Annotated in this window: 25 protein-coding genes; 21 read left to right on the forward strand and 4 right to left on the reverse strand. The window is 37.8% G+C overall.

Annotated elements, in window-relative coordinates; genetic code table 11:
* The first annotated feature begins 39 nt into the window (after positions 1-39).
* Positions 40-1,032, forward strand: coding sequence for an LLM class flavin-dependent oxidoreductase (locus ACP3VS_RS06320; RefSeq protein WP_031416215.1), 993 nt, complete (start codon positions 40-42; stop codon positions 1,030-1,032).
* 401 nt (positions 1,033-1,433) lie between these two features.
* On the opposite strand, the gene yfkAB is transcribed toward ACP3VS_RS06320, so the two are convergent.
* Positions 1,434-2,546: a radical SAM/CxCxxxxC motif protein YfkAB gene (yfkAB, locus tag ACP3VS_RS06325; protein ID WP_012294920.1), complete on the reverse strand. Its 1,113-nt coding sequence runs from the start codon at positions 2,544-2,546 to the stop codon at positions 1,434-1,436.
* 275 nt (positions 2,547-2,821) lie between these two features.
* Between yfkAB and ACP3VS_RS06330 the strand changes: the two genes are divergently transcribed.
* Complete coding sequence (locus ACP3VS_RS06330) at positions 2,822-3,523, forward strand: YjjG family noncanonical pyrimidine nucleotidase (protein WP_036164040.1); 702 nt, start codon at positions 2,822-2,824, stop codon at positions 3,521-3,523.
* 142 nt (positions 3,524-3,665) lie between these two features.
* The gene (locus ACP3VS_RS06335; protein WP_036162019.1) at positions 3,666-4,301 is read left to right on the forward strand and encodes a 50S ribosomal protein L25/general stress protein Ctc; all 636 of its coding nucleotides are present in this window, start codon (positions 3,666-3,668) and stop codon (positions 4,299-4,301) included.
* Between the two features lie 87 nt (positions 4,302-4,388).
* Here ACP3VS_RS06335 and ACP3VS_RS06340 read toward each other — a convergent pair whose 3' ends face one another.
* Positions 4,389-5,015, reverse strand: a complete 627-nt coding sequence (locus ACP3VS_RS06340) for a YczE/YyaS/YitT family protein (RefSeq protein WP_012294917.1) — start codon at positions 5,013-5,015, stop codon at positions 4,389-4,391.
* Between the two features lie 163 nt (positions 5,016-5,178).
* Here ACP3VS_RS06340 and ACP3VS_RS06345 point away from each other — a divergent pair, with 163 nt between their 5' ends.
* The 7 genes from ACP3VS_RS06345 to ACP3VS_RS06375 all read left to right on the forward strand — a co-directional run bounded on the left by ACP3VS_RS06345 (position 5,179) and on the right by ACP3VS_RS06375 (position 12,807).
* Entirely contained in the window at positions 5,179-5,601 is a 423-nt protein-coding gene (locus ACP3VS_RS06345; protein ID WP_426388472.1) for a pyridoxamine 5'-phosphate oxidase family protein, read from the forward strand.
* A gap of 95 nt (positions 5,602-5,696) precedes the next feature.
* Positions 5,697-7,442, forward strand: a complete 1,746-nt coding sequence (gene ade / locus ACP3VS_RS06350) for an adenine deaminase (RefSeq protein WP_198694990.1) — start codon at positions 5,697-5,699, stop codon at positions 7,440-7,442.
* 261 nt (positions 7,443-7,703) lie between these two features.
* Positions 7,704-8,318: a DUF2306 domain-containing protein gene (locus ACP3VS_RS06355; RefSeq protein WP_207889226.1), complete on the forward strand. Its 615-nt coding sequence runs from the start codon at positions 7,704-7,706 to the stop codon at positions 8,316-8,318.
* A 32-nt stretch (positions 8,319-8,350) separates the two neighbouring features.
* Positions 8,351-9,748, forward strand: a complete 1,398-nt coding sequence (locus ACP3VS_RS06360) for a DUF1565 domain-containing protein (protein ID WP_207889225.1) — start codon at positions 8,351-8,353, stop codon at positions 9,746-9,748.
* A 115-nt stretch (positions 9,749-9,863) separates the two neighbouring features.
* On the forward strand, positions 9,864-10,967 hold the full coding sequence (locus ACP3VS_RS06365; RefSeq protein ID WP_012294912.1) for an alpha/beta hydrolase: 1,104 nt from the start codon (positions 9,864-9,866) through the stop codon (positions 10,965-10,967).
* 223 nt (positions 10,968-11,190) lie between these two features.
* Positions 11,191-11,730: a flavodoxin family protein gene (locus ACP3VS_RS06370; protein ID WP_012294911.1), complete on the forward strand. Its 540-nt coding sequence runs from the start codon at positions 11,191-11,193 to the stop codon at positions 11,728-11,730.
* A gap of 177 nt (positions 11,731-11,907) precedes the next feature.
* Positions 11,908-12,807 carry a LysR family transcriptional regulator gene (locus ACP3VS_RS06375; protein ID WP_036162017.1) on the forward strand — a complete coding sequence of 300 codons (900 nt, stop codon included), beginning with the start codon at positions 11,908-11,910 and terminating at the stop codon, positions 12,805-12,807.
* 22 nt (positions 12,808-12,829) lie between these two features.
* Here ACP3VS_RS06375 and ACP3VS_RS06380 read toward each other — a convergent pair whose 3' ends face one another.
* Positions 12,830-13,858, reverse strand: coding sequence for an S-layer homology domain-containing protein (locus ACP3VS_RS06380; protein ID WP_012294910.1), 1,029 nt, complete (start codon positions 13,856-13,858; stop codon positions 12,830-12,832).
* A gap of 125 nt (positions 13,859-13,983) precedes the next feature.
* Positions 13,984-14,721: an SDR family NAD(P)-dependent oxidoreductase gene (locus tag ACP3VS_RS06385; protein ID WP_012294909.1), complete on the reverse strand. Its 738-nt coding sequence runs from the start codon at positions 14,719-14,721 to the stop codon at positions 13,984-13,986.
* A gap of 135 nt (positions 14,722-14,856) precedes the next feature.
* Between ACP3VS_RS06385 and ACP3VS_RS06390 the strand changes: the two genes are divergently transcribed.
* From ACP3VS_RS06390 to ACP3VS_RS06440, 11 genes are all read left to right on the forward strand, one after another.
* On the forward strand, positions 14,857-15,498 hold the full coding sequence (locus ACP3VS_RS06390; protein WP_012294908.1) for a TetR/AcrR family transcriptional regulator: 642 nt from the start codon (positions 14,857-14,859) through the stop codon (positions 15,496-15,498).
* A gap of 186 nt (positions 15,499-15,684) precedes the next feature.
* Positions 15,685-15,840: a hypothetical protein gene (locus ACP3VS_RS06395; protein ID WP_172799064.1), complete on the forward strand. Its 156-nt coding sequence runs from the start codon at positions 15,685-15,687 to the stop codon at positions 15,838-15,840.
* A 163-nt stretch (positions 15,841-16,003) separates the two neighbouring features.
* On the forward strand, positions 16,004-16,918 hold the full coding sequence (locus tag ACP3VS_RS06400) for a metal ABC transporter solute-binding protein, Zn/Mn family (protein ID WP_012294907.1): 915 nt from the start codon (positions 16,004-16,006) through the stop codon (positions 16,916-16,918).
* Between the two features lie 9 nt (positions 16,919-16,927).
* A complete protein-coding gene (locus ACP3VS_RS06405; protein ID WP_031416200.1) occupies positions 16,928-17,656 on the forward strand; it encodes a metal ABC transporter ATP-binding protein in 729 nt (242 codons plus the stop codon).
* 12 nt (positions 17,657-17,668) lie between these two features.
* Positions 17,669-18,541, forward strand: coding sequence for a metal ABC transporter permease (locus ACP3VS_RS06410; RefSeq protein ID WP_031416199.1), 873 nt, complete (start codon positions 17,669-17,671; stop codon positions 18,539-18,541).
* Positions 18,538-19,407 (forward strand): metal ABC transporter permease, encoded by an 870-nt coding sequence (locus ACP3VS_RS06415; RefSeq protein WP_031416198.1) that lies wholly within the window; start codon positions 18,538-18,540, stop codon positions 19,405-19,407. The genes ACP3VS_RS06410 and ACP3VS_RS06415 overlap by 4 nt, the downstream gene beginning before the upstream one ends.
* 228 nt (positions 19,408-19,635) lie before the next feature.
* Complete coding sequence (locus tag ACP3VS_RS06420; RefSeq protein WP_012294904.1) at positions 19,636-20,823, forward strand: MFS transporter; 1,188 nt, start codon at positions 19,636-19,638, stop codon at positions 20,821-20,823.
* 154 nt (positions 20,824-20,977) lie between these two features.
* Positions 20,978-21,628 (forward strand): ArsR/SmtB family transcription factor, encoded by a 651-nt coding sequence (locus tag ACP3VS_RS06425; protein WP_036164014.1) that lies wholly within the window; start codon positions 20,978-20,980, stop codon positions 21,626-21,628.
* 84 nt (positions 21,629-21,712) lie between these two features.
* The gene (locus ACP3VS_RS06430; RefSeq protein WP_197150153.1) at positions 21,713-22,978 is read left to right on the forward strand and encodes an MFS transporter; all 1,266 of its coding nucleotides are present in this window, start codon (positions 21,713-21,715) and stop codon (positions 22,976-22,978) included.
* Positions 22,979-23,241: 263 nt separating this feature from the next.
* Positions 23,242-23,694, forward strand: coding sequence for a hypothetical protein (locus ACP3VS_RS06435; RefSeq protein ID WP_051890853.1), 453 nt, complete (start codon positions 23,242-23,244; stop codon positions 23,692-23,694).
* Between the two features lie 389 nt (positions 23,695-24,083).
* A complete protein-coding gene (locus ACP3VS_RS06440) occupies positions 24,084-24,872 on the forward strand; it encodes a lipid II flippase Amj family protein (protein WP_012294900.1) in 789 nt (262 codons plus the stop codon).
* The last annotated feature ends 59 nt before the right edge of the window (positions 24,873-24,931 follow it).

Here is a 24,931-nt window from a genome sequence, read left to right on the forward strand (position 1 = left end):
GTTAAAAGGGGGAGCTTACAGACAGAGAGGATGTTTTGAATGAAGTTAAGTATTTTAGATCAAATGCCTATACCAAAAGGTCATTCGGCAGAGGAAGCCTTCCAACGTACAGAACAACTAGCGTTATTAGGGGAAGAACTTGGATATCATCGTATGTGGCTAGCTGAACACCATAATAGTCAGTCGCTAGCAAGCTCAGCTCCCGAAGTAACCGCTGCTTTTTTAGCTGCGAAAACGAAGCGCCTGCGCATTGGGACAGGTGGGGTCATGATGATGCATTATTCACCCTATAAGATCGCAGAGGTTTTTAAAACATTGTCAGGCTTAGCACCTCATCGAATTGATTTCGGAGTGGGGAGAGCGCCAGGTGGTGATCATGCCTCTATTTATGCGCTTGCAGAGGGAAGAAGACAACGCTTCACTGAGCAATATGATAAGCTTGAAATTATACTAAAGCTCATGAATAACCAAAAAACGGGTGAGCATGTCTATGATCAAGTCGTTGCGGCACCAGTTGATAGTTCATTACCTGAGGCGTGGCTGCTAGGTTCAAGTGGTCAAAGTGCAATGCAGGCAGGACAGCTAGGTGTAGGCTATTCCTATGCCCAGTTTTTCACGGGTAATATGTCGAAGGATATTTTTGATGCCTACAAAGCCTATTTTACGCCTTCTTATTATATGGAAAAACCACAAATCATTGTGACCTATGCGGCGACGGTGGCACCTACTTTAGAGGAAGCCGAGTACTTGGCAAAACCAATCGATATTTCTCGTCTTCAGCTTATGAAAGGGCAAATTATTCAAACTATATCGCCTGAAGAAGCAAAGGATTATCCATTAACTGAAATGGATAAAATGACAATTGCCAATAATCGCAAAGCCAATCTTGTAGGCACACCGAAGGATATTGCTGCTTTTTTAATGAAAGAACAAGAACATTATGGCTTTGATGAAGTCATGCTGAACTGTAATCAATATGAATTAGCAAGTCGTTTAAACACCTATAAATTCCTAGCGGAGGAATTATTATAGAACAAAATCACCTCGTTGTAACTCTTCGAGGTGATTTTTATTAGGATTGACGCTTTTTAACGTACATAAAATAGAAAAACCCGGAAATAAATTTCCGGGTTCGATTACCACTTACATTAAATACTCCATGACACTCTGCCTCGCTTCTGCATAGAATCTTAAGATATTCCTAAGAACTGTACTTTACTCAGCTTTGATGGTCCTTTTGAGTTATCGATCAATCGCACTCATCGGGTTAACCCTCCTAGTCATAGGATTTGAAGTGAAATCTTTAATAGTATAGACCGCGCCATATTTTTTATACATAGTTAAGAAATTTTTTTAAAACAATAAAAGGAAACTCCCTTTTGATACAGATTCTTCAAAAGGGAGTTTCTTTCTTTATTAACTTTATGAGTTGCTTAAACGCGGGCAGAGCCACTAACAAACGTGTGATCTCGATAATACATATTTTTCACTAAAACGTTAGGACCTAGGCATTTAACAGCTGGACAATGACAATTGAGTGTTTTAGCTAAATCAGTTGCCATCCATTTATCAAAGATAGTTGGAAGCTCATCATGTACAATGTTACCTAAAGCAGGTGTATCACCGAAATCAGTAACGATGACATCGCCCGTAAAAATATTGATATTCAAACGTGAACGGCCATCTGGGTCGTTACGCAATGTGACATTTTTCGCTGTACGAAGACGTTGAAGTAATCGTTGATCTTCTTCATTCGCACTGCAAGGGTAAAATGGAAGTGTTCCGAATAACATCCATGTATTGTCATCACGAATATCTAGTAGATGATGGATCGCTTCACGTGTTTCCTCCAGTGACAGAGATGTGAGAGCACTAGCGAAATCTGATGGGTACATTGGATGTACCTCATGACGTGCACATTTCATTTCATGGATGATTTGGTTATGAATATGTTCTAAGTACGGTAAAGTTTTTTTGTTTAGCATGGTTTCAGCTGAAACCATTACACCATGTTCCGCAAGCATTTTTGAGTTATCAATCATGCGTTGAAATAGAGCTGCACGTTGGTCATAAGTAGGTTTGCGCTCCATCATGGCAAAGCCTGTTTCCACGAATTCATCGATTGTACCCCAGTTATGTGAAATATGAAGGACATCTAAATAAGGGGCAATTAGTAAATAACGTGCAGGCTCCAATGTTAAATTGGAGTTGATTTGTGTTCGCACGCCTCGTTCATGCGCATATTTCAATAAAGGCAATACATAGCTTTGTACGGATTTCTTAGACATCATCGGTTCGCCACCTGTGATACTAAGCGTTTTTAAATGAGGTATTTCATCTAGCCGTTGGAGAATTAAGTCAATCGGCAATGCCTCGGGGTCTTTATTTTGTAGCGTATAGCCAACCGCACAGTGTGCGCAACGCATATTACAAAGTGTAGTTGTTGTAAATTCAATATTTGAGAGTGTCATCTGTCCATGTTGCTCCACGTCTATATAAGCTTCCCATGGATCAAAGACAGGCGTTATTTTTTGTAAGGTCGTCATCTTTCGTACATCTTCCTTTCTAGCATTCTATTGTCTCATATTCATCGATAATTTCAAATATGAAATTACTGAAAGGGCTATTTTATGACTAGTTAAACATTTTTTACCCATTTAAAGGAAAATGTTCGCCAATTCATTTGTATCGAAATGGATGAAGATAAAATGCTTACAAGTCCTACTATTCTGAAAAAGGTGGATTTACTGTTATTTTTCTAAAAAAACGTTATCATGGATAGAGAAAATAGCACAATGCATCATAGAAAGTAGGTACGGACATGACGAAATATGAAATATTATTATTTGACGTGGATGATACGTTACTAGATTTTGATTTAGCTGAAAATGCTGCACTTGACCGCATGTTTAAAGAAGAAAATATACAAGTTACTCCCAACATGATTGCACGTTACAAAGAAATTAATGAGTCAATGTGGCGAGCTTTTGAGCGTGGAGAAGTAACGAAAAATACCTTACATAATACACGTTTTTCGATTGCTTTAAAGGAATTTGGCATAGAAGTCGATGGGACATACTTTGAATCACTTTTCCAAAAATATTTACGGGAGGCCCACCATTATGTAGAGGGGGCCTATGAGGTAATCGCTCACCTAGCCAATCATTATCATTTATATGTAGTGTCCAACGGGATAACGGTTACACAAAATAAACGTCTTGTGGATGCGAATTTAGCGCAATATTTTAAAGGCATTTTTATTTCAGAGCAAACGGGCTATCAAAAGCCTATGCCAGCCTTTTTCGATTATGTGTTTGAACGAATTGATAATTTTGATAAAGAAAAAGCACTAATTATTGGAGACTCTTTGACATCTGATATAAAAGGTGGTTTACAGTCCGGAATAGATACTTGTTGGTTTAATATCCGCAATGTTGAAAATAAAAGTGGCATTGAACCGCATTATGAAATTAAAAAATTGCAGGATTTACATGATTTACTGAATCAAAAAATTGCACTTTAAGTAAGCATGAGGCACCTTCTTTGTTTTGTAGACAGGGAGGTGCTTTTTTTGCTCATTTTTTGAGCAGGTTTATAGGTATAAAAAAACGAGGAAAGGGCAAAACCATTGTTGAGACTAGTTTCCATGAAAGGGGAAATATTCGATGAATACGATACTAACAGCCAGTAAACGCCAAAAAGGACGACAATCTTCACTAACACAGCTTCGACAAAACGGTGCCATTCCTGGTGTTGTCTATGGCTTCCAAATGGAATCAACAGCCATTACATTAGACGCAAGAACATTTGCGAAAATACTAGCAGCGCATGGTACAAAAAGTGTTTTTCAATTAGATGTGGATGGAAAGCGTATTAATGCCGTTTTATCAGAAGTTCAGCGTTGTGCTCTAAAAGGGAATATTAAACATGTTGATTTTAAATCGATCAACATGTCACAAGAGCTGGAAGTGGAGATTCCAGTAACAGTAATCGGTGATGCCATCGGAGTAGCAGATGGAGGTTTCCTATTACAGCCTAATCGTGAGGTTCGCATTAAAGTGAAGCCAACAGAAATTCCCGAAACGATCGAAATCGATGTCACGAATATAGCAATCGGAACATCCCTATATGTGGGAGATATACGTCAACAATTTTCATTTGAAATTTTACAAGAAGATGACTTTACACTAGTGACGATCACACCTCCATCTGCTGAAAACGTACAAGAAGATGACACTGTGGACGACACGCCCGAAGTAATTGAAGCAACAGGGCAAAATACCTCTGAGCCAGAAGCATAGCGTGAAAAAAGGGAGCCATTTTCCAAAATGGCTCCTTGTTTATTCTATCCATAAAAAGACAATGCATTTTTTGCATTGTCAGAAAACTTATATGACGGCGCTTTTCACGCCAGTCCATTTCATAAATAATTTTTCGTTATAGGTTAAGGCGAATTGTACGATTGGTCCAAGTCCAAAGGCCATTATCACCGTACCGATGCCTATAGGACCACCAAGTAAGAAGCCAATTACAGCGACTGTAACTTCCATTGTCGTCCGGGAACGTGTGACACTCCAGCCAAGTTTATGAACCATCATTAGCATTAAGGTATCGCGCGGACCAATTCCTAAATTAGCCACCATATACATACCACAGCCCCAGCCAAGTAATACTAACCCTGTTAGATAAGAAACAAGCTGCATCCAAAAGCCATCGATATCAGGTAGCCAATAATTAAAAATATCAATAAAAATGCCAGCTAAAAACATATCGATAAAAGTTCCTGGTAATGGGAATTTTTTCGTTATTAGCATATCAAAGGCTAAAATTGCCAGTCCTAAAATGATCGACCATGAACCGATCGTTAATCCGAGTGTTTTAGTTAAGCCAATATGTAAAACATCCCAAGAGCCTACGCCAAAAAGCTGCCCTTTAATTGTTAATGTAACGCCAAAAGATAGCACGATAATGCCTGTTATGAAAAATAAACAGCGTGTATAAAAAGCTTGTTTCATTTTTTAACCCTCATTCATCCGTAAATTCCTATTGTCCATCAAATAATTATAACAAGATATTTTCAATTTGCCAGAAGTTTGTCATTTCACATTTTTCAAAAAAAACAGTTTAGCTTTAGGTAGAGAGGGCAAAATATAGTTGTAGAAGAAAGGATGGGATGAAATGACTTCAGTACGTGATGAAATTTTAGAAGTTTTGAACCGTGAAAAGATCGGAACGATGGCTACTGTAGAAAACGGGAAGCCTTATTCGCGCTATATGACGTTCCAGCATGAGGATTTTGTGTTATATACTGTGACGAATAAGCATTCTGAGAAAATGGAAGAGCTCCGTAAAAATCCATATACCCATATATTGTATGGCTATGAAAATGGGGGCTTTGGTGATTCCTATGTGGAAATAGAGGGAAAGCTCACTGAAATACACGAAGAAGGCATTAAAAATAAAATTGCAGAATTTTTTACGAGTATTTTTATTGGCAATCAGGATGAAATGGTGACCCTAAAAATTGAACCTATTCGTATGCGTCTAATGAATAAAAAAGGACAACCACCAAAAGAACTAGAATTTTCGAGCGACCATTAATCAATGGTCGTTTTTTACGGACTTTACGATTAATAGTTGCAATAACAGACATCTTTCAGGCATGATAGTTCTTAAAAGAAAAAGGAGTATTGGCTATGACGACAAAATTACAACAGTTAACGCAAAATATTTTATCATCTCAAGGTAAGTTAGAGGCAGATTTTATTCTTAAAAATGCACAAGTTGCCGATGTCTATACATTAACGTGGAGGAAAGCGGACATTGTTGTGAAGAATGGCACAATTGTCGCACTGGATCACAGCAATAGATTTCATGCAAAAGAGGTAGAGGATGCAGCGGGGAGCTATGTTATTCCTGGATTGATTGATGGTCATATACATATTGAATCTTCGATGCTAACACCTGGAGAATTCAGCCGTGTCTTAATTCCACATGGGATTACAACCGTGATTACTGATCCACATGAAATTGCTAACGTAGCAGGAGCAGAAGGAATCCAATTTATGCTGGATGATGCACAAAAGGCCGATATGGATATTTTTGTGATGCTTCCTTCAAGTGTACCAGGGACACAGTTTGAAAACGCCGGGGCAACATTAACAGCACAGGATTTGGAGCCATTTCTGCATCATGAACAAGTTCGTGGATTAGCGGAGGTTATGGATTTCCCAGCCGTCTTAAATGGAGAAGAGGGAATGCTGCAAAAAATTTTATTATCAAAGGAAGCGAACCTAGTAATTGATGGGCATTGTGCGGGCTTACAAAGTGAGCAAATAACAGGCTACCGAGCTGCAGGTATTCAAACGGATCATGAATGTGTGACAGCCGAAGAAGCCATTGATCGTGTAGAGCAGGGGATGTATGTCCTTATTCGAGAGGGATCAGCAGCGAAAAATTTGCGTGATTTATTGCCAGCCATTCAGTCACACAATGCGCGTCGTTTTGGTTTTTGTACGGATGATAAATATGTCGATGAATTGATGGATGAAGGTAGCATCAATTATGATGTTGCAATGGCAATAGCCGAAGGGATGACACCTTTGCAGGCAATTCAGCTAGCAACCGTAAATACCGCAGAATGCTATCGTTTATTTGATCGAGGGGTACTTGCACCAGGCTATAAGGCTGATTTTGTACTAGTAGACGATTTATCGACGATGCAGGCAAAAGCGGTTTGGAAAAATGGTCATAAAGTGGCTGAAAATGGGGAAATGCTGACAAGTCGTCAAGAGGCAAAGGTTCCTGCCCATATTCATCACTCTGTTCATTTACCAAGCATCACAAAGGATAGTTTACAACTATCATTCAAAAAGGGGACAAGAGCGAATGTCATGGAAATTGTGCCGAATCAGCTGATTACCAATCATTTAGTCATAGATGTACCTGTGAAAGAAGGCGTATTTGTCCCCTCAATCGAACAAGATTTACTGAAACTAGCAGTCATCGAACGCCATCATCATTTGCATACGACGGGCTTAGGTATTGTGAAAGGGTTTGGTTTACAAAAAGGTGCGGTTGCGACTACCGTAGCCCATGATTCACATAATGCCCTTGTCGTTGGCACAAATGATGAGGATATGATTCTGGCACTTTCCCGCATTCAGGAAATCCAAGGTGGCTTCGTTATTGTAGCCGATGGTGAAATACTCGCGGAGATGCCTTTAACAATCGGTGGCTTAATGACAGATGTGCCAGCACAGCAAGCGAAGGAACAGCTAGCGGGCTTGCACAATGCTTTACAGAAACTCAATCCAACTTTAGATTTTCATTTTCTACTGACATTTTCTTTTGTAGCATTACCCGTAATTCCTGCTTTAAAATTAACAGATACAGGGCTATTTGATGTGACAACCTTCCAGCATATAGAAGTGGAAGCATAGACAAAAAAACGACCTAGTTGCGGAAAGCGATTAGGTCTTTTTTATTCGCTTAAAAATGTCTCATAACAGAGGATAGAAAGCCGTCTCAATGTAAAATCAAATTAAAGTTTATAAAGCCGCTTTATAATGATTGGTAACCGAGTAAGGGGCATTAATGATAGACTGTTTTTAGATACTTTGAGATAGATAGATTTACCATTTTAATCTATCCAGCGAAGAGCAATCTTTAAGGTCACTTTACAAACGGAGAGGAAAGAAGACATGAGAAGGAAAGGCTTAGTCATTAGTTTAGCAGTAATTGCTGTATTGTGGATATTACATACAACATCTAAAAATTTTATGGTCGACCCCACATTTTCGACATTTCTTTCGAACAAGGAAATAGAACTTCCGAATGCAAATGTATGGATTATGATGATCCAACTACATATTATTTTAGCCATTATTGCCTTAATTACGGGGCCATTAGGTCTTTCGAGAACAATAAGAATGGAAAAACCTATTCTACACCGCTGGAATGGTCGAATCTATGTAATAGTGATTGTAGTCAATATACTTCCAGGATATTATATAGCGCTCTATGCAAATGGGGGCATGTGGAGTACGATTGGTTTCTTCATTTTAAATACGCTGTGGTTGCTTACGACGATAAACGGTTTTCGTTTTATAAAAAAGGGACAAGTAAATAGCCATCGGAGTTGGATGCTAAGAAGCTTTTTCTTAACGTTTGCCAATCTAACCATTTACATAGTTGTGACGATACTGCATTATGGAGCGAATCTTCCATATGGGTTGTCGTATTCGTTAGGAGCGTGGTTAGCCTTTACTATTAATTTAGTATTAGCAGAGATGGTGATTAGAAAATCGACCATTTAACGCCATAGAATTAATTTGAAAAGGAAGATTTTATGAAAAAATGGATACTATTTTTGGGGTTTATAGCTGCTTTGATAATTGTGCTAACGATTAATGATTCGGAAATAAAACAGGCTAAGACTATATTTGTAGATAGTAATGGAAATGATTCAAATAATGGTTCAAAATTAAGCCCATACCGTACGCTAAAAAAGGCGGCATTAGAAGCGGAAGCAGGGTCAACCGTATTTATACGGAAAGGCATTTATAAGGAAAAGCTTTCTGTTATACATAGTGGTACAAAATCAAACCCCATTATTTTCAAGGCGTATGAAAATGAAGAAGTTATTCTTAGTGGAGAGTCCATGAAGAATACGGATGGTGATGCATCTCTTGTAACGATAAAGGATAAAAATTACATTACCATTAGTGGATTCACTATACAGGATTTAACGACGAAACAATTAGATGAAACAGTGATAGGAATTTACGTAACAGGCTCCAGTAGCCATATTACCCTAGCGAATAATCATGTGAAAAGAATAAAAACCTTTGCTGAGGATGGAAATGGTCATGGGATCGCTGTCTACGGAACAGGGTCAATGAGAGATATAAATATTGTAGGTAATACAGTGGAGGATTTAGTGTTAGGTGCAAGTGAATCTATAGTTCTTAATGGGAATATTAATGGATTTAAAATAGAAAATAATATAGTTCGACGGAGCAATAATATCGGAATTGATCTGATTGGGTTTGAAGGAATTTCAAAGGATAAAAAAAGGGACTATGTACGAAACGGTGCTGTAAAAAATAATTACGTTTATGAAATTTCCTCCTATGGGAATCCAGCATATGGCGAGAATTATTCTGCTGGGGGAATATATGTCGATGGTGGTAAGAATATAACGATTGAGTACAATACCCTTTATAAGAATGATATCGGAATTGAAGTAACATCTGAACATGCAAACAAGTATGCAGACAATATAAAAGTACTAAATAATACAGTATATAATAATTTTTTTACAGGAATATCGATTGGCGGGTATGATGAAAAAAGAGGGGGGACGAAAAATTCAACCATCTCTCATAATATTATATACCGTAATGATACAAAGGGATTAGATGGAGGACAGCTTTTATTACAGTATGATACCCACAATAACGTTATAGAAAAAAATATACTAACAGCTGGATCTTCTCGAATATTTATAGCCAATTATTTTACAAGTAATAAAAAAAACAAGTTGGTTAGGAATGTGTTTCATAAAGAAAAAGGGGAGGATGGCATTTGGATATGGAAGGATAAGGAATATGACTCGTTTAAAAAGTTTAAAATCGCATCCAATAGTGATTCGACATCTAGTTACCTAGATCCTCAATATAAAAATATGGATAAATTTGATTTTAGACTTGAAAAAGATTCACCTGCGGAACATATAGTGAAGTAAAAAAATATGAGGGCTAAGGCTAAAAAGACAATCGAGTTGTCGAGAAACCATTTGTTAAACTAAAGGTAATTTTGTGGAAGTGACAAACTTTTTTCTCTACTTACGGAGGATAATCATGATGAAAATAATGAAGAAAACAGCCAAGTTTGTGGGAATATTGCTAGCTATATTGGTTTTGATAATAGGGTTTGGCTATGCTTTTCTTGAGATCAATCCTTTTGGTAATAAACCAGGTAAGCCAGTTGCCGATATTGAACGAAAGGTTGAAATTTGGGGAGAAGAAGTCGCAGGTAATCATTCTGGTAGTAAGCTAGACGATATGAATATTAAAGGTAACCCTAATAGACTGCTAGCTACAGTCAAATTTTTCACTAATATTGTAGGAGAAGACTATCAAGATAATGAGGCTGCCATTGATACGTTTACATATGTCCATGAAATGGAGGGAGGCTATGAAAAGACTACCTATGAGGATGAACCTTATTTGATTCCTTATACCGTGGCAAATAGTGATAGTGCGGTCATTGTAATCCCCGGTGGTGGCTATAGCTTTAAGGAAATGGATGGCGGAACTACTGAAGGGAAAGAGGTCGCGGAAGCATTAAATAAGGCAGGTATTAATGCGTTCGTTCTACACTATCGTTCCAACCCCTATGAATGGCCCATTCCCCAATTGGATGTGCAGCGTGCTGTCCGTTATCTACGTTATCATGCAAATGATTATGGTATACATCCTAATAAAATTGGATTGATAGGCTTTAGCGCAGGTGGTTTTCAAACGGGGAGTTTTATTAATCTCATACAGGGAGAAAAACGGCTTCCCAAAAATTATCAGCTTGATGCTATCGATGCAGTTGATGACCAAGTAGCATCTGCAGCCATGATTTATCCTGCATTGACGTACCGCTATAATGTCCCCATGCTTTTTGCTTCTTTTGATGATAAAGCTGTTAGAAATCCAGAAGAGCGTGAAGAACTTTTGAATAAAACTGATTTGTCCAAGCATTTCAGAACTGCACATATTCCTCAATTTATTGCTTATGGAACGAAGGATTCAGCTGTTGGGGTAAAGGGACCACAGGAATATATTCAGTCCGCACGAACTGCAGGTGCGGATGTCACTGTAATTGTAGCAGAAGGTCAGAATCATGGTTTTAAGCAGCCATACTATATGCGTGAGTATCTTGAATGGGTAAAGAAAATTTTTGCTTCTTTATAATGTGGTGGGTCTGACCATGAAGATGGCTACTTCCCACATTTGAATAAAAAACCTTTTTCTGGAAGTTTTTATGGTGTAATTCCCACGCTAGTCACTTCTCTATAATCGATTTTTTCGATTCATTTTATCGAAATAATCATCTTTATCGATTTGTGAAATCATTATAAGATAAAACTATTCGGGAACAATACTAGAAAACTTTAAGGAAGAAGGGATCACCAACATGTCAATAGCCGTTATTTATGGTGGAAATCGTCCGAATGGGAACGTAGAAACTTTAACAAAATTAGTCACTCAAGATTTAAAAGTTGAAGAAATTTATCTAAAGGATTATTCAATTCAACCTATAATAGATAAGCGCCATACAGAGGAGGGCTTTTCAGAAGTCAATGATGACTATAATTCCATCATTGAACGTATTCTTCCACATGATATTCTACTATTTTCTACACCTATTTATTGGTACAGCATGGCAGGACCGATGAAAAACTTTATTGATCGATGGTCACAAACTTTAAGAGATTTAACTTACCCCAATTTCAAGGACAACATGTCTTCTAAAAAAGCGTATGTCATAGCAGTTGGTGGTGATATGCCCTATATAAAAGGGCTACCAATGATCCAGCAGTTTCAACATATCTTTGACTTTATAGGGACATCATTTGAAGGGTATATTTTAGGAGAAGGAAATAAACCCGGAGATATAGTTCAAGATTTAAAAGCGATGGCAGCAGCTGAATGTCTTAGAAAAGAGCTACAATAACAGGAGATTAAAAAGGGATTTGGACGATAAAGTTTCCAAATCCTTTTCTGTTTAATGGACCTCGTTTGGTTGAAAAATTGTTCACTCTTGCTAAGCTAGTGTAAACTGGATTTAATATCGATAAAAGTGAATCTTCCATAAAAATGTATCGAAAAAAATGATTAGAGAGGTGAGGAAATGGATATAAAGCAGCTCCAAACGTTCCTAACAGCAGCAGAAACATTAAGCTTTACACAAACAGCACAGCGTCTAGACTATGCTCAATCAAGTATTACTGCGCAGATTAAAACTTTGGAACAAGAGTTAGGGGTTATACTTTTTGAGAGGCTTGGGAAGCGGATCATTTTAACAGAGGAAGGCAAACGTTTACAACAATATGCCGAAAAAATGCTAGAGCTAGATCGTGAAATGAAAAAAGCAATGTCCAATGAACAAGAACAAGTGGTGTTAAAAGTAGGGGCACAGGAAAGTCAATGTGTTTATCGACTGCCAAGCATTTTACAGCATTTTCAACAGGCGCATCCCCATGTGAAAATTATATTTAAGCCTGTGCATACGACTGACATTGCCAAGGAGTTATTGCAATCAGGTAAGTTAGATGTGGCCTTTATTACAGATATTTATCAGGAAACAGCGATGCTACATCGAGAGCGTTTACTCGAAGAACAGCTTATTTTTGTGAGTACTTCGAAAGATAGAAGGGAGCCTCTCGTGGCTTCTCATCTTTCTACTGAAACCATGCTACTAACGGAAACAGGGTGCTCCTATCGCAATCATTTAGAAGCACAGCTACAGCAGGAAAATAGTATGCCGCTACAAATGATAGAATTTGCGAGCATAGAAGCGATTAAGCAATGTGTGATAGCTGGTTTAGGTATTACATTTTTACCGAGAATGGTCGTAGAAAAGGAATTAGCAAATGGACAATTAGAGGAAATTCCCTCGACAATCAGCTTAGCACCAATTTTTACAGACATTGCTTGGCATAAAGATAAACATATGCAGCCTTTCCTTCTCGATTTTATTACCATAGCCAAGCAGCACTATAAAATTTTGGGCGCTCAAAAAAGAGCCTGAACGAATCAGACTCTCTTGTGAACTATTGTTGTTTTAGCGTACCAGAAAAATTGGTGCCTTCACTACGCTCTGCACGACAATCGACTTCCGTAACTTTCAGCGCATTATTCGTTAATCGCTCTAGCTCGACGACACATCGATTGCCGTTTGAGGACTTATTCATTAATGCCTTATTTGAACTTGTTATCGTGGCAGTTCCGTTGACTTTCCCTGAAGCTGTCCCATCATTTGCAGTTAAAGCAATGGAAAAACTGTTGCTTGTGGCGTTTGAAATAACAGCATCTCGACGGTTAAAGTCATTTGTTCCTTTACCCCATTTATAATAATACGTATAAACGCCTTCCCATGCACTCTTGCTAGGTGTAGTTTGCTGCAAGGATTTATCGAGTTGATTTTGGGCATTTTTAGCACGTGTATTTAACGATAATTTGTTGGCATTGTCATGAATAGCTTGTGCATCCCCTGAAATTTCATAAAAATTTCGTTCATCCATGCGATACAGCATTGTCACAACTTGTGCACGTGTCATATTGTTGGTCACACCATAAAACTTTTGTAAATTACGGTCTTCATACTGTGGATTTTGCCCAGATGAAATATAGTAATCAAGTAAAAATTGAATAGATGAATCTAATCCTTTTTTGCCACTAGCTAAATGAGTAATAGCTTGTGCCACGACACCACGCTTCACGGTAGCAGCTCGTAGCCGATTATCGAAATAGCCGTTTAAAGGGACACCATAGCTAGCAAGCTGGTTATAAAATTCATCCGACCACATGGCAGAAGGGGTCTGTTTTTTTAATTCATCAATGGGAGATTCAAGCTCGTAAAAAATAGCTAAAAGTTTAGCTAATTGCTGCTCGGTAATAGTAGCATTCGGTTTAAATGTACCATCTGCAAAACCATTTACAATATCATATTCTTCTGCCCATAAGATTGCTTCATAGGCATAATGATCCTCAGACACATCTTTGAAACCAGCAGCTTGTACATTGCTTGCACTGCCTACGATAAGAATGGAAAATAATAATATACCTATTAATTTTTTCATTTGTCATCTTCATCCTTTCTTGCTCGATATGTTAATAGTTTGCAGGAAATGGATAAAAACTGCAAATTTTTCTCAATAAAAAATAATCGCTTCCTTCTACAGAGGAAGCGATTATTTTGTGTTATTTATTGGGCAGTATAGCCACCATCCACCGTTAATGTGTTGCCTGTCATAAATGTTGAATCATCGCACGCCATGAATAAAACGGCTTTTGCCATTTCCTCTGGTTGACCTAAACGTTGCATAGGTGTTACATGACGTAATGGCTCTTTGCTCTCCTCAGGAATAATCGGTGTATCAATAAAACCAGGGCAAAGTGCATTAACGCGGATACCGCGTGTAGCAAACTCTAATGCTAGTGAACGTGTTAAGTTGATGACGCCACCTTTAGCTGCATTGTAGGCTGCAGACCCTGGTGAACCAACCCATCCATACATGGAGGCAGTATTGACAATTGTCCCGCCATTCGCTTTTAGCATCTCCTTAATGGCAGCCTGTGCCATTAAAAATACGCCATCTAAATCCACATTCACTGTTTGACGCCACTCTGCATAAGGCAAATCCTCAGTTGGCGTTACTCGCCCAATTCCTGCATTATTAAAAAGAACATCGACTTTGCCAAATGTCCCTAGTGTTGTTTGATAAATGGCGGCTACTTCATTTTCATCTGTTACATTTGCTTTCATAAAGATAGCCTCTGCTCCTTTTGCCTGCAGTTGAGCTGCAAATGCTTGACCTTTTTCTTCATTAAGGTCCACAAGTACCACTTTAGCACCTTCTGCTACAAATAATTCAGCAGTTGCTGCTCCAATTCCAGAAGCACCACCAGTAATAATTGCTACTTTATCTTGTAATTTCCCCATACATGACACTCCCTTAAAAGTAATTTTCTTGCACACTGCGTCGATTACGGTGTACTTTTATTGTAAAACTCTATAAAACGGAAACAATCATTAATGTCATGGCAAGTGTCTAACTAGTAGACATATCTATGTAAAATGTCTAAAAGGGAGGAAGGAATAGTGACAAAATGGACACAAAGACAGGAAAGAACCCGTCGTCATTTTTATAGCGCTTTAGTTGATTTAATTAAAAAACAAGGATTTCAGGCAATTACAGTAAAAGATATTGTAGAACAAGCAGGCTATAATCGTAGTACCTTTTATGTGCATTTTCAGGATAAATTTGAGCTAGCAGAAAATTTGCTAGAGCAGATGTTAAATGGCCTAGAAGTAGCGGTAGGGGAACCATACCTGTTTGGAGAAAGAGTGTATACAACGAAGCTAAAAGCTCCTTCTTTTAATATTATTCATTACATTTATAAGAATCGTACATTTTTTGAGCTATTAAACTTTGAAGATACGATTCCTGGATTGCATACCCGGATGCCTCTTACGATAACAAAAATTTATCAAGAACAATTTAACTTTGAGACCATCAACCATCAACCAGTGAATATGGATATGTTCAAACATTATACCTCTTATGGTTTTTACGGATTAATGATGCAATGGATTGCAAGCAACTATGAAAAATCAGAAGAAGCTTTAATAAAAGACATTATTGAATTAACTAAAACGCATATTTATGCATTTGAATTTATAGGAAAACCACTTGGAATCAATGATAAACGCATGTAATATCACTATTTTATAAAAAATCTCTAATCATAGCATTAGAGATTTTTTGTTTGGGCGAAAGTAAATTTTCCTCTAGAAAAAAATTTTTTAAAAGAAATTTTCATAAAGTAGTTGAATTATTTTTGTTTTAAGCATATATTTTTCCTAAGGGAAACAAAATATCTCTCAAGAAAGAAGAGTGCGTGAATGAAAGAGTTAGGTGATTTCAAGCTGACGATTCTTCCAATGGTTGTTTTATTACTTCTTACGATTCTTTGGAAACTTACAGAGTCTGTAGGAGCGGGCATAATATTAATCCTTTTCTGGATGAGCTGGCGCCAGTTTATTCGGAAAATTATATAAATAAAGGCTGTATGAGAAAGAGCAATGCATTTAAGGATGCAAGTCTGACAAGGCGGGCGTAGTCAAAAGATTTAATAAGGCATGTCCGCCACCCCCTTTATCGGTGTATCATGACTGCTTTTTTTCAAGCAATGGCTAATAAAATGAAAGTAGAGGTAAGTCAATGAAACAATGGTTAGGTGTATTCGTACTATCACTCTCACTTCTGTTATTCGGTTGTTCAACTGAAGCAGATGGAGAAAAAAAAGGAATTGTTGTCGCAACGACAGGACAAATTGCAGATGCCATAAAAGAAATTAGTGGCGATCATTTACAAGTATCAGCATTAATGGGACCTGGGGTAGACCCCCATTTATACAAGGCTACGCAAAGTGATTTATCGAAATTGGATAAGGCTGAAGTTATTTTTTACAATGGTTTACATTTAGAAGGACAGATGCTCGATATTTTTGAACAAATGGCAAAGGATAAAACCGTGTTAGCTGTTGGGGAAACGTTAGATACTAAGCAGTTACTTGCAAGTGATAGCGATGCCATGCTACATGATCCTCATATTTGGTTTGATATCGAGCTATGGAAGGGCGTTGTCCAAGCAATCAGTTTGCAACTTCAAGAAGAATACCCAGAATTCAAAGAAGATTTTCAAGAAAATGAAGAGTCTTACTTAAACAAGCTAGACGATTTACAAAGCTATGCGCAACAGCGTGTCAAAGAAATTCCAGAGCCGCAAAGGATTCTAGTTACTGCCCATGATGCTTTTAATTATTTTGGTCGAAGCCGAGGTTTCCAAGTGCGTGGCTTACAAGGACTAAGTACGGATTCAGAGTACGGAGTCAAAGACGTACAGGAAATGGTTGATTTTTTAGTAGCTCATAAAATCAAGGCCCTTTTTATCGAATCTAGTGTATCTGATAAAGCGATGAAGGCCGTGATTGAAGGGGCTAAAGAAAAGGGACATGACATCGTGATCGGTGGAGAACTATTTTCGGATGCGATGGGTGCGGAAGGCACTACAGAAGGTACGTATATAGGGATGTATAAATATAACATCGACACAATTGTCGATGCATTAAAGTAGGTGGATAAAATGGATGCATTAACAGTGGAAAATCTTTCAGTAGCTTATGATAAGAAAACAGTATTGGAAAATGCCTGTGTGACGGTTCCTAAAGGTCATCTAGCTGCGATAATTGGGCCAAATGGTGCCGGAAAATCAACGTTTTTAAAGGCTATATTAAATCAACTTCCTAATAAAGTGGGGAAAGTTGAGATTCTTGGTAAAATCTTTGAGCCAAAAAGTTTAGTAGTTGGATATGTACCTCAGCGAAATGCCGTTGATTGGGATTTTCCAACGAATGCCCTCGATGTCGTGTTGATGGGGAGATATGGCCATACAGGTTTATTTAAAAGACCGACGAAGCAAGATAAACTGGTCGCTCGGCAAGCATTAGCAAGTGTAGGGATGCTGGACTTTGCAGACCGTTCTATAGGACAACTTTCGGGCGGACAGCAGCAGCGTGTATTCCTAGCAAGAGCTCTAGCACAAAATGCAGATATTTATTTCTTAGATGAGCCATTTGCTGGGGTAGATGCTGCAACAGAAAAAACAATTATTGATATTTTAAAAGCATTAAAGGCTCAGGGCAAAAGTATTTTTGTTGTGCATCACGATCTTCAAACGGTCAAGGAATATTTTGATTATACGATTCTACTAAACAAAACGATATTAGCATCAGGTGCAACAGAAGATGTTTTTACACCAGAACAATTACAAAAAACATATGGTGGTAAACTTTTCATGATGCAGCATGCATAAGGAGGGTTCAAGATGTTAAGTGGTAACTTATTGTGGGTACTTAGTGGCACTATGTTACTGGGTATAGCTGCAGGCATAACTGGAACTTTCTCCTTCTTGCAAAAACAAAGCTTAGTGGGCGATGCTGCGGCACATGCAGCATTACCAGGTATCGCACTTGCGTTCCTGCTCACAGGGCAAAAGGAATTACCGATTTTAATGCTGGGAGCGGGTATTACATCTGCTTTATCTGTGTATTGTATACAATGGATTGTATCTTTTTCAAAATTGAAGGCGGATGCAGCTATTGGATTAGTACTGACCGTATTTTTTGGTGTCGGAGTAGTGTTTTTAACAGTTGTCAACAGAAGTCCAATTGGAAACCAGAGTGGCCTTAATAATTTTATATTTGGCAAAGCCGCAACGATGACAAAAGCTGATTTAATGTGGCTGTTCATCAGTGCAGCCATAATTATTTTAGTTAGTCTTTTCTTTTATAAGGAATGGAAATTACTCATCTTTGATCCTGTTTATGCAAAAGGAATTGGCTTACCGATTGAAGCTTTAAAGGCCACGCTAACAGTGTTAATTGTCATGACAATTGTTACAGGGATCCAGGCTGTAGGCGTAATTTTAATGTCAGCTTTATTAATTATTCCTGCTGCATGCGCCAAATTATGGACTAAAAAATTGAGTACGATGCTCCTCTTGAGTGCAGCGATTGGAGGTATCTCAGGTGTTACAGGTACTTTTATTAGCGCGATTCGAACAGGATTATCAACCGGTCCTATTATCGTTCTAGTGGCGGCAGGTATATTCTTGATCTCCTATTTTATAAGTCCTGCTGGTCAAATTAATAAATATCGTAGAAAAATGCAATTTCGAAAGCAGGGTGATGTAGGATGATAGAATTCTGGGTGGTAGTAACTGGCTTATTAGTGGGTATAACATGTGGGATTGCAGGCGTTTTTCTTATTTTGCGTAAAATGTCCATGATAGCTGATGCCATTAGTCATACTGTACTCTTTGGGATTGTGATGGCCTATATCATTACCCAATCATTAAATGGCTTTTGGATGTTGATAGGTGCAGCAGTTGCGGGTATTTTAACTGCTTATCTTGTGCAATTATTACATTCTTCTGGTATTCAAGAGGATGCAGCGATAGGGGTGGTATTTACATCGTTATTCGCGGCGGGAGTCCTGCTAATTACATTATTTGCAAGTAATGTTCATTTGGATGTAGAGCATGTCTTAATGGGAGAGATTGCTTTCGTTCCATGGGATCGATGGACGATTTTAGGTCTAGCAATGCCTAAGGCCGTATGGATGCTTTTACTTGTCTTAATCATCAATATTGGATTTTTGCTACTATTCTTTAAGGAAATGAAGCTTGCAACCTTTGACCCTGTCTATGCCGCAACAATTGGTATACCTGTTGTCTTTCTCCACTATGGATTTATGACCTCGATTTCATTTACAACTGTTGCAGCCTTTGATAGCGTAGGAGCTATTTTAGTCGTGGCCATGCTAATTGGTCCAGCAGCAACTTCTTATTTAATTAGTCAAACGATTAAGCAAATGTTTATCTACAGCATGCTCTTTGGGGCTGCAGCTTCCGTGATCGGCTATTATTTAGCGAAGCTATGGGATACCTCTATAGCAGGGATGATGGCCACAACTGTAGGCTTGTTGTTTATCATTACATTAATTAGTCAAAAAATAATCGAACGCAGAAGAAAAGCGCTTGTGCATAAGCTGGAGCTATCATAATAAAAAACATCGTTTGATTAATTCATCAAACGGTGTTTTTTTGCTTATATAATTCAAACTTTTGGATGATTTTTCTTTATAGGAAAAATAGTATACTTCTTAAAAAAAGATAGAAAAGGGTGGAATGGCATAGAACCTAGTAATATTTTTTTATATCACTGTGTACGAATATTTTAAATTTTGTTACGATAGGTTTTATGACATTGTAGGAACAACGAGGAGAACAGCATGTGGCGAAATCGAAATGTATGGATTATTTTATTAGGTGAATTCGTCGTAGGTCTAGGCTTGTGGGCTGGTATTATTGGAAATCTCGCCTTTATGCAAGAGGTAGTACCTTCAGACTTTCACAAATCATTAATTATTTCTTGTGGTATTTTAGCGGGCTTGGTCGTAGGGCCTATGGCTGGTCGTATTATCGATCAATCGAAGAAAAAAACGGTTGTACAAATGGCGAGTATTGGGCGAATAGTGAGTGTATTATTTATGTTTATCGCACTTTATACAAATTCGGTTGTATGGATGATTTTATTTTTAATTACATTGCAAATAGCAGCTGCCTTTTATATGCCTGCACTGCAATCCATTATTCCAATGATTGCAAAGGAGCAAGACTTAATTACATTGAATGCCTGGCAAATGAACGCTAGAACTATTTCTAGAATCATCGGTACAGCCGCAGCAGGATTCATGCTAAGCTTTTTTGAATTAAAATGGTTATATATCATTTCATTTATCGTATATATCGTCATGTTTGTTATTACTAGTTTATTGCAATTAGATGAAGTGACAAATGCAACAGTAACAAACAAAGAAAAAGGAAACTTTAAAGAGGTATTACCGATGGTGAAAGAGCATCCAATGGTTCTAATGACATTGGTGCTTATGTTAATTCCAACGTTATTTTTAGGCTCTTTTAATTTAGTTATTATGAAAATTTCTGAAATGCATCAATCGACAACGATTTCAGGTTTGTTGTATACAGTGGAAGGTATCGGCTTTATGCTTGGTGCGGCAGGCTTAAAAATAATAGCTGATCGAGTACAAATGGGCACACTCCTCTTCACATTGGCATTTATTATTGGGTCCATGGAGCTCTTGCTATTACTAGCAGATATCAAACTTTTTGCTTTAGTAGCCTTTGGAGTATTTGGCTTTACAGTAGGCTGTTTCTTCCCAACGACTATGGTTATTTTTCAGAAACAGGTTCCAAAACAATTTCATGGACGTTTTTTCTCTTTCCGAAATATGATTGATTCGGTCGTCTTTCAAGTCGTGCTATTGTCTACAGGTATGATGCTAGATGTAATTGGCTTAAGTGGGATGGGGCTTGTATTTGGCATTATTAGTTTGAGCTTAACGACGACATTTTTATTTTATTCTAAGAAAAAGAAAGTCGTCATGCACGCCCTTTAGTCCTATTGCTAGAACATGTTTTTAAAACATGTTCTTTTTTGTGCTTAAAAAATGGTTTTTTTCGTAAAATTAAGTAATTGACAATGGTAAAATAAAGAATTAATATTCAACTATTCAATAAATTAATTGAATAGTTGAAAGGTGGTACTCAACATTGCATGAACGACATTTAAAGGATTTGTTATATCAAGAATTCGCTAGAATTGGAAAAAGTTTATCAAGCCCTAAACGATTAGAAATACTTGATATTCTCTCTCAAGGTCCAAAGTCTGTTGATGCATTAGCCAAAAGTACAGATATGTCCGTAGCTAATGTGTCTCAGCATTTAAAGACACTTTTTAATGCCAGATTAGTCAAATTTTCAAAGGAAGGTAATTTTGTTATCTACGAATTAGCAGATGAAATGATTGCTAAATTTTTAACGACATTACATGCGCTATCTGAAAAACAATTGATTCAGGTTCAACAAATAAAAGAAGAATTTTTTAATGAGCATCTTGGCATAGAGGGAGTAACGCCTTCGGATCTCGTATTACGCATGGATAAAGGAGAAGTGCTATTACTCGATGTTCGACCAAAAGAAGAATTTGAACAAGCACATATTCCAGGAGCCGTTTCTATGCCTATTGAAGAATTAGAGAATCAACTATCTACCCTGCCAACACATATTGACATTGTAGCTTACTGTAGAGGACCTTATTGCTTAATGTCAGCCGAAGCTGTAAAAATGTTGAAAGCAAAAGGGATCAATGCTTTCCGGTTAGAAGAGGGTGTATTAGAATGGCAGAGGCTGGCTAGAGAATAACGTAGAGCCAGTTGGAACGATTTATAGGATACATAAAATGGCTACATGTATTATCTTATGCAACTAGAAAGAGGGGTAAAGAGAATGTCTGGAAAAGCGGAATTTTCGATAGAATCATATATGGAGTCACCAGAAAAATTAAAAAGCTTATATAGGCGTGTATTAATAGTAGTGAGCCTATCTCAAATATTTGGGGGAGCAGGGCTAGCGGCTGGTATTACAGTAGGTGCTTTATTAGCCCAACAAATGCTTGGAACCGATGCATATGCAGGTGTACCATCGGCATTATTTACATTAGGGTCAGCTGGTGCAGCTTTTATTGTTGGTAAATTATCACAACGTCATGGCCGTAGAACAGGGTTATCCACTGGTTTTATTGTTGGGGGGCTAGGAGCCATTGGAGTCGTCATGGCTGCGATATTTAATAGTGTTATTATGCTGTTTATATCTCTATTAATCTATGGAGCAGGAACTGCAACCAACTTACAGGCACGGTACGCGGGTACAGACTTAGCGAATGACAAACAACGTGCAACAGCTATAAGTACGACTATGCTTATGACAACATTTGGTGCTGTTTTAGGTCCGAATTTAGTAGAATTGATGGGGAAAGTGGCATTATCGATTGGTATTCCTGCGCTTGCTGGTCCTTTTCTGCTATCTGCTGCCGCTTTTATAGTAGCAGGATTTGTCCTATTTGTGATGCTGCGTCCGGATCCCTTAGAAATCGCTAAAGGAATTGAGGCGCTTAAGCAAAAATATGCTATAGAAAATGAAATACCGTCCACACATCCAACAGCTAATAAACGTGGTTTGGCGGTAGGGGCAACCGTGATGGTTTTAACACAAATTGTCATGGTAGCGATTATGACGATGACACCCATACATATGAGACACCATGGACATGGTTTATCGGAAGTAGGTATTGTGATTGGATTTCATGTAGGTGCTATGTATCTGCCATCGCTTGTCACAGGTATTCTTGTTGATAAAGTCGGACGAACAGTCATGAGTATTGCTGCCGGTGTTACCTTGCTTCTAGCGGGTTTATTAGCGGCATTTGCTCCAAGCGATTCGATGGTTTTACTTATAGTGGCACTTTCTTTACTTGGGTTAGGCTGGAATTTCGGTTTAATTAGTGGTACTGCACAAATCGTTGATGCAACGGAGCCGTCTACCCGCGCAAAAACACAGGGGAAAATGGATGTTTTTGTGGCATTGGCAGGGGCATCTGGGGGAGCGCTATCTGGGATGGTCGTTGCGAATGCTAGTTATGCGGCATTGTCCTTAGCAGGCGGCCTAATGTCGTTGCTGCTCATTCCAGTAGTCATTTGGTCTAGAAGAGCTTGAGTTAATCTGCAATAATTTTGTAGTTAAACGTCTATACATGTAGATGAACCGAAATATATTGCCGAAAAATTACATTTTAACAAAAAAAGTCGCCAATAGGCGGCTTTTATATTATCAATCATATCAACGCTAGACATTATAATGATTAAATTTACATATAATAGCAATTAATTTAAAACCATTGCACTGTATACTAATATTTTACATTAATGGTATTATTATATTGAATGGTCGGTACAAAAATAGAGAGAGGTGTAATACATATGAAATTGAAAAAGTTATTTTTTATCCTTTTTGTTTCTACTAGTCTTATGACTGTTTCGCAATCTGCTTTTGCTGAGATTGGATGGGGAGACACTCAAAGCACTGCGGTATTAATCCCACCAGGTTACGGATATGGGTCCACTATTGAGAACTCCTCTGATTCAGAATGGACATATTACTACAATGATACTGGCAAAAGTCTTGTTCTTCGTCCTACATTAGAATCGCCATCAGGACTCAATTATGACTTCTTTTTCCTTACTTATAAGGCTAATGGGGAACAAGATATGTTAATGATGGCTACAGATAATGGTGCAGGAGAAATCGACAAAGTTGACATTATTTTGCGTCCAGGTGAGAAGGTTTACTTTAACGTAATTGGTCACGACTCTACGCAAAATGACCCAGCTGCTCGCTATTCATTTGATCTTAAATTAATATATAGTGAATAAATTTCGATTATAAAAAGAGTCGCCAATTAATGGCGGCTTTTTTGTCAGACACTTACCAACTGAATGGTGGAGGACAAAGGAGTTTTGTAAAAGTTTTTATAAATAAAGATGGTATGATTCCATAGGACCTAGTGGAAATAAAATGATTATATTATCATAAATGTTAATATTTACTAACTAAACTGTATTCCAAGAAGACCTCCTGATTAATAATGAATCAGCGTCGACAGTAATTAACACGGATAAAAAACCTTACCTATGCTTTTTATATTTAAGGTAGATAAGATTTTTCAATCGGAACTATTTTGATTGTTTTGCGTCAGTATGTAAAATCGTTAGAAAGCAAAGAGTAGGTACATAGTGTGGATTTAATAACAAATAAATTGATAATGATTGCCTTGTTTATTTTAATCATTCATGCCATTGAAACGCTTGCCTATGCCGTACGTTTATCAGGAGCGCGTGTCAGATTACTAGCATCTGCTTTAGCACTTTTTAATGTAATGGTCATGGTTTCACGGCTCGCTAATATGATGCAACAACCATTTACTGGTAGTTTGGTCGATACTGCACCTGTGGGCGATGCCTTGACACATGTAGAACAGCAGTTTCGTATAATTATTGGAGCGGCATCAGTTGGAACACTAGTAGGCATCTTACTCATCCCAACTTTCGTAGCCATTTTTTCAAGAGCTATCGTCCATCTGGCTGAGGAAAGGGGTTCCATCCCAGCATTACTGAAAAAGGGTTTTACATTTGAATATGTAAGACGTAGCTTGAAGCATATTCATAAGCCACGCTTTACCTATTTAAAAGATATAGGATTGGGAGATATCCCTCTGCAATTATTTATTACTAATATAGTCATTACGGCAATCTATACGATTGGCGTTTTATCAGCTTTGTATGCCACTTTATTAGTCCCAGAATTAAAAACAACTGCCGTTATGGCATCTGGTTTAATTAATGGCATAGCGACCATTCTATTAATTCTATTCATTGATCCAAAAATCTCCATTCTCGCCGATGATGTAATTAATAAAAGGGGGAGCTATATAGATTTAAAAAGAGCCTCGGTCATGATGATGTTTTCAAGATTTTTAGGAACGATTGTGGCACAGTTATTATTCATCCCAGGAGCTCATTATGTGGCATGGTTTGCAAAGCTGATTGCCTAATTGAGGTTGCTAGATTTACGAGCATACTTTTACTTATAGGGAAAAAGGAAAAATCTAAG

The organism is Lysinibacillus sp. VIII_CA, from assembly GCF_049943995.1.
Classification (GTDB): domain Bacteria; phylum Bacillota; class Bacilli; order Bacillales_A; family Planococcaceae; genus Lysinibacillus; species Lysinibacillus pinottii.

Coding starts and splice junctions, on each gene's coding strand:
- ACP3VS_RS06420 (WP_012294904.1), top strand. CDS start 19,636: ATGTGGCGAAATCGAAATGTATGGATTATTTTATTAGGTGAATTCGTC.
- ACP3VS_RS06330 (WP_036164040.1), top strand. CDS start 2,822: ATGACGAAATATGAAATATTATTATTTGACGTGGATGATACGTTACTA.
- ACP3VS_RS06360 (WP_207889225.1), top strand. CDS start 8,351: ATGAAAAAATGGATACTATTTTTGGGGTTTATAGCTGCTTTGATAATT.
- ACP3VS_RS06345 (WP_426388472.1), top strand. CDS start 5,179: ATGACTTCAGTACGTGATGAAATTTTAGAAGTTTTGAACCGTGAAAAG.
- yfkAB (WP_012294920.1), bottom strand. CDS start 2,546: ATGACGACCTTACAAAAAATAACGCCTGTCTTTGATCCATGGGAAGCT.
- ACP3VS_RS06440 (WP_012294900.1), top strand. CDS start 24,084: ATGATTGCCTTGTTTATTTTAATCATTCATGCCATTGAAACGCTTGCC.
- ACP3VS_RS06390 (WP_012294908.1), top strand. CDS start 14,857: ATGTCTAAAAGGGAGGAAGGAATAGTGACAAAATGGACACAAAGACAG.
- ACP3VS_RS06365 (WP_012294912.1), top strand. CDS start 9,864: ATGATGAAAATAATGAAGAAAACAGCCAAGTTTGTGGGAATATTGCTA.
- ACP3VS_RS06375 (WP_036162017.1), top strand. CDS start 11,908: ATGGATATAAAGCAGCTCCAAACGTTCCTAACAGCAGCAGAAACATTA.
- ACP3VS_RS06340 (WP_012294917.1), bottom strand. CDS start 5,015: ATGAAACAAGCTTTTTATACACGCTGTTTATTTTTCATAACAGGCATT.
- ACP3VS_RS06410 (WP_031416199.1), top strand. CDS start 17,669: ATGTTAAGTGGTAACTTATTGTGGGTACTTAGTGGCACTATGTTACTG.
- ACP3VS_RS06335 (WP_036162019.1), top strand. CDS start 3,666: ATGAATACGATACTAACAGCCAGTAAACGCCAAAAAGGACGACAATCT.
- ACP3VS_RS06320 (WP_031416215.1), top strand. CDS start 40: ATGAAGTTAAGTATTTTAGATCAAATGCCTATACCAAAAGGTCATTCG.
- ACP3VS_RS06415 (WP_031416198.1), top strand. CDS start 18,538: ATGATAGAATTCTGGGTGGTAGTAACTGGCTTATTAGTGGGTATAACA.
- ACP3VS_RS06435 (WP_051890853.1), top strand. CDS start 23,242: ATGAAATTGAAAAAGTTATTTTTTATCCTTTTTGTTTCTACTAGTCTT.
- ACP3VS_RS06380 (WP_012294910.1), bottom strand. CDS start 13,858: ATGAAAAAATTAATAGGTATATTATTATTTTCCATTCTTATCGTAGGC.
- ACP3VS_RS06395 (WP_172799064.1), top strand. CDS start 15,685: ATGAAAGAGTTAGGTGATTTCAAGCTGACGATTCTTCCAATGGTTGTT.
- ACP3VS_RS06430 (WP_197150153.1), top strand. CDS start 21,713: ATGTCTGGAAAAGCGGAATTTTCGATAGAATCATATATGGAGTCACCA.
- ACP3VS_RS06355 (WP_207889226.1), top strand. CDS start 7,704: ATGAGAAGGAAAGGCTTAGTCATTAGTTTAGCAGTAATTGCTGTATTG.
- ACP3VS_RS06405 (WP_031416200.1), top strand. CDS start 16,928: ATGGATGCATTAACAGTGGAAAATCTTTCAGTAGCTTATGATAAGAAA.
- ACP3VS_RS06385 (WP_012294909.1), bottom strand. CDS start 14,721: ATGGGGAAATTACAAGATAAAGTAGCAATTATTACTGGTGGTGCTTCT.
- ACP3VS_RS06400 (WP_012294907.1), top strand. CDS start 16,004: ATGAAACAATGGTTAGGTGTATTCGTACTATCACTCTCACTTCTGTTA.
- ade (WP_198694990.1), top strand. CDS start 5,697: ATGACGACAAAATTACAACAGTTAACGCAAAATATTTTATCATCTCAA.
- ACP3VS_RS06370 (WP_012294911.1), top strand. CDS start 11,191: ATGTCAATAGCCGTTATTTATGGTGGAAATCGTCCGAATGGGAACGTA.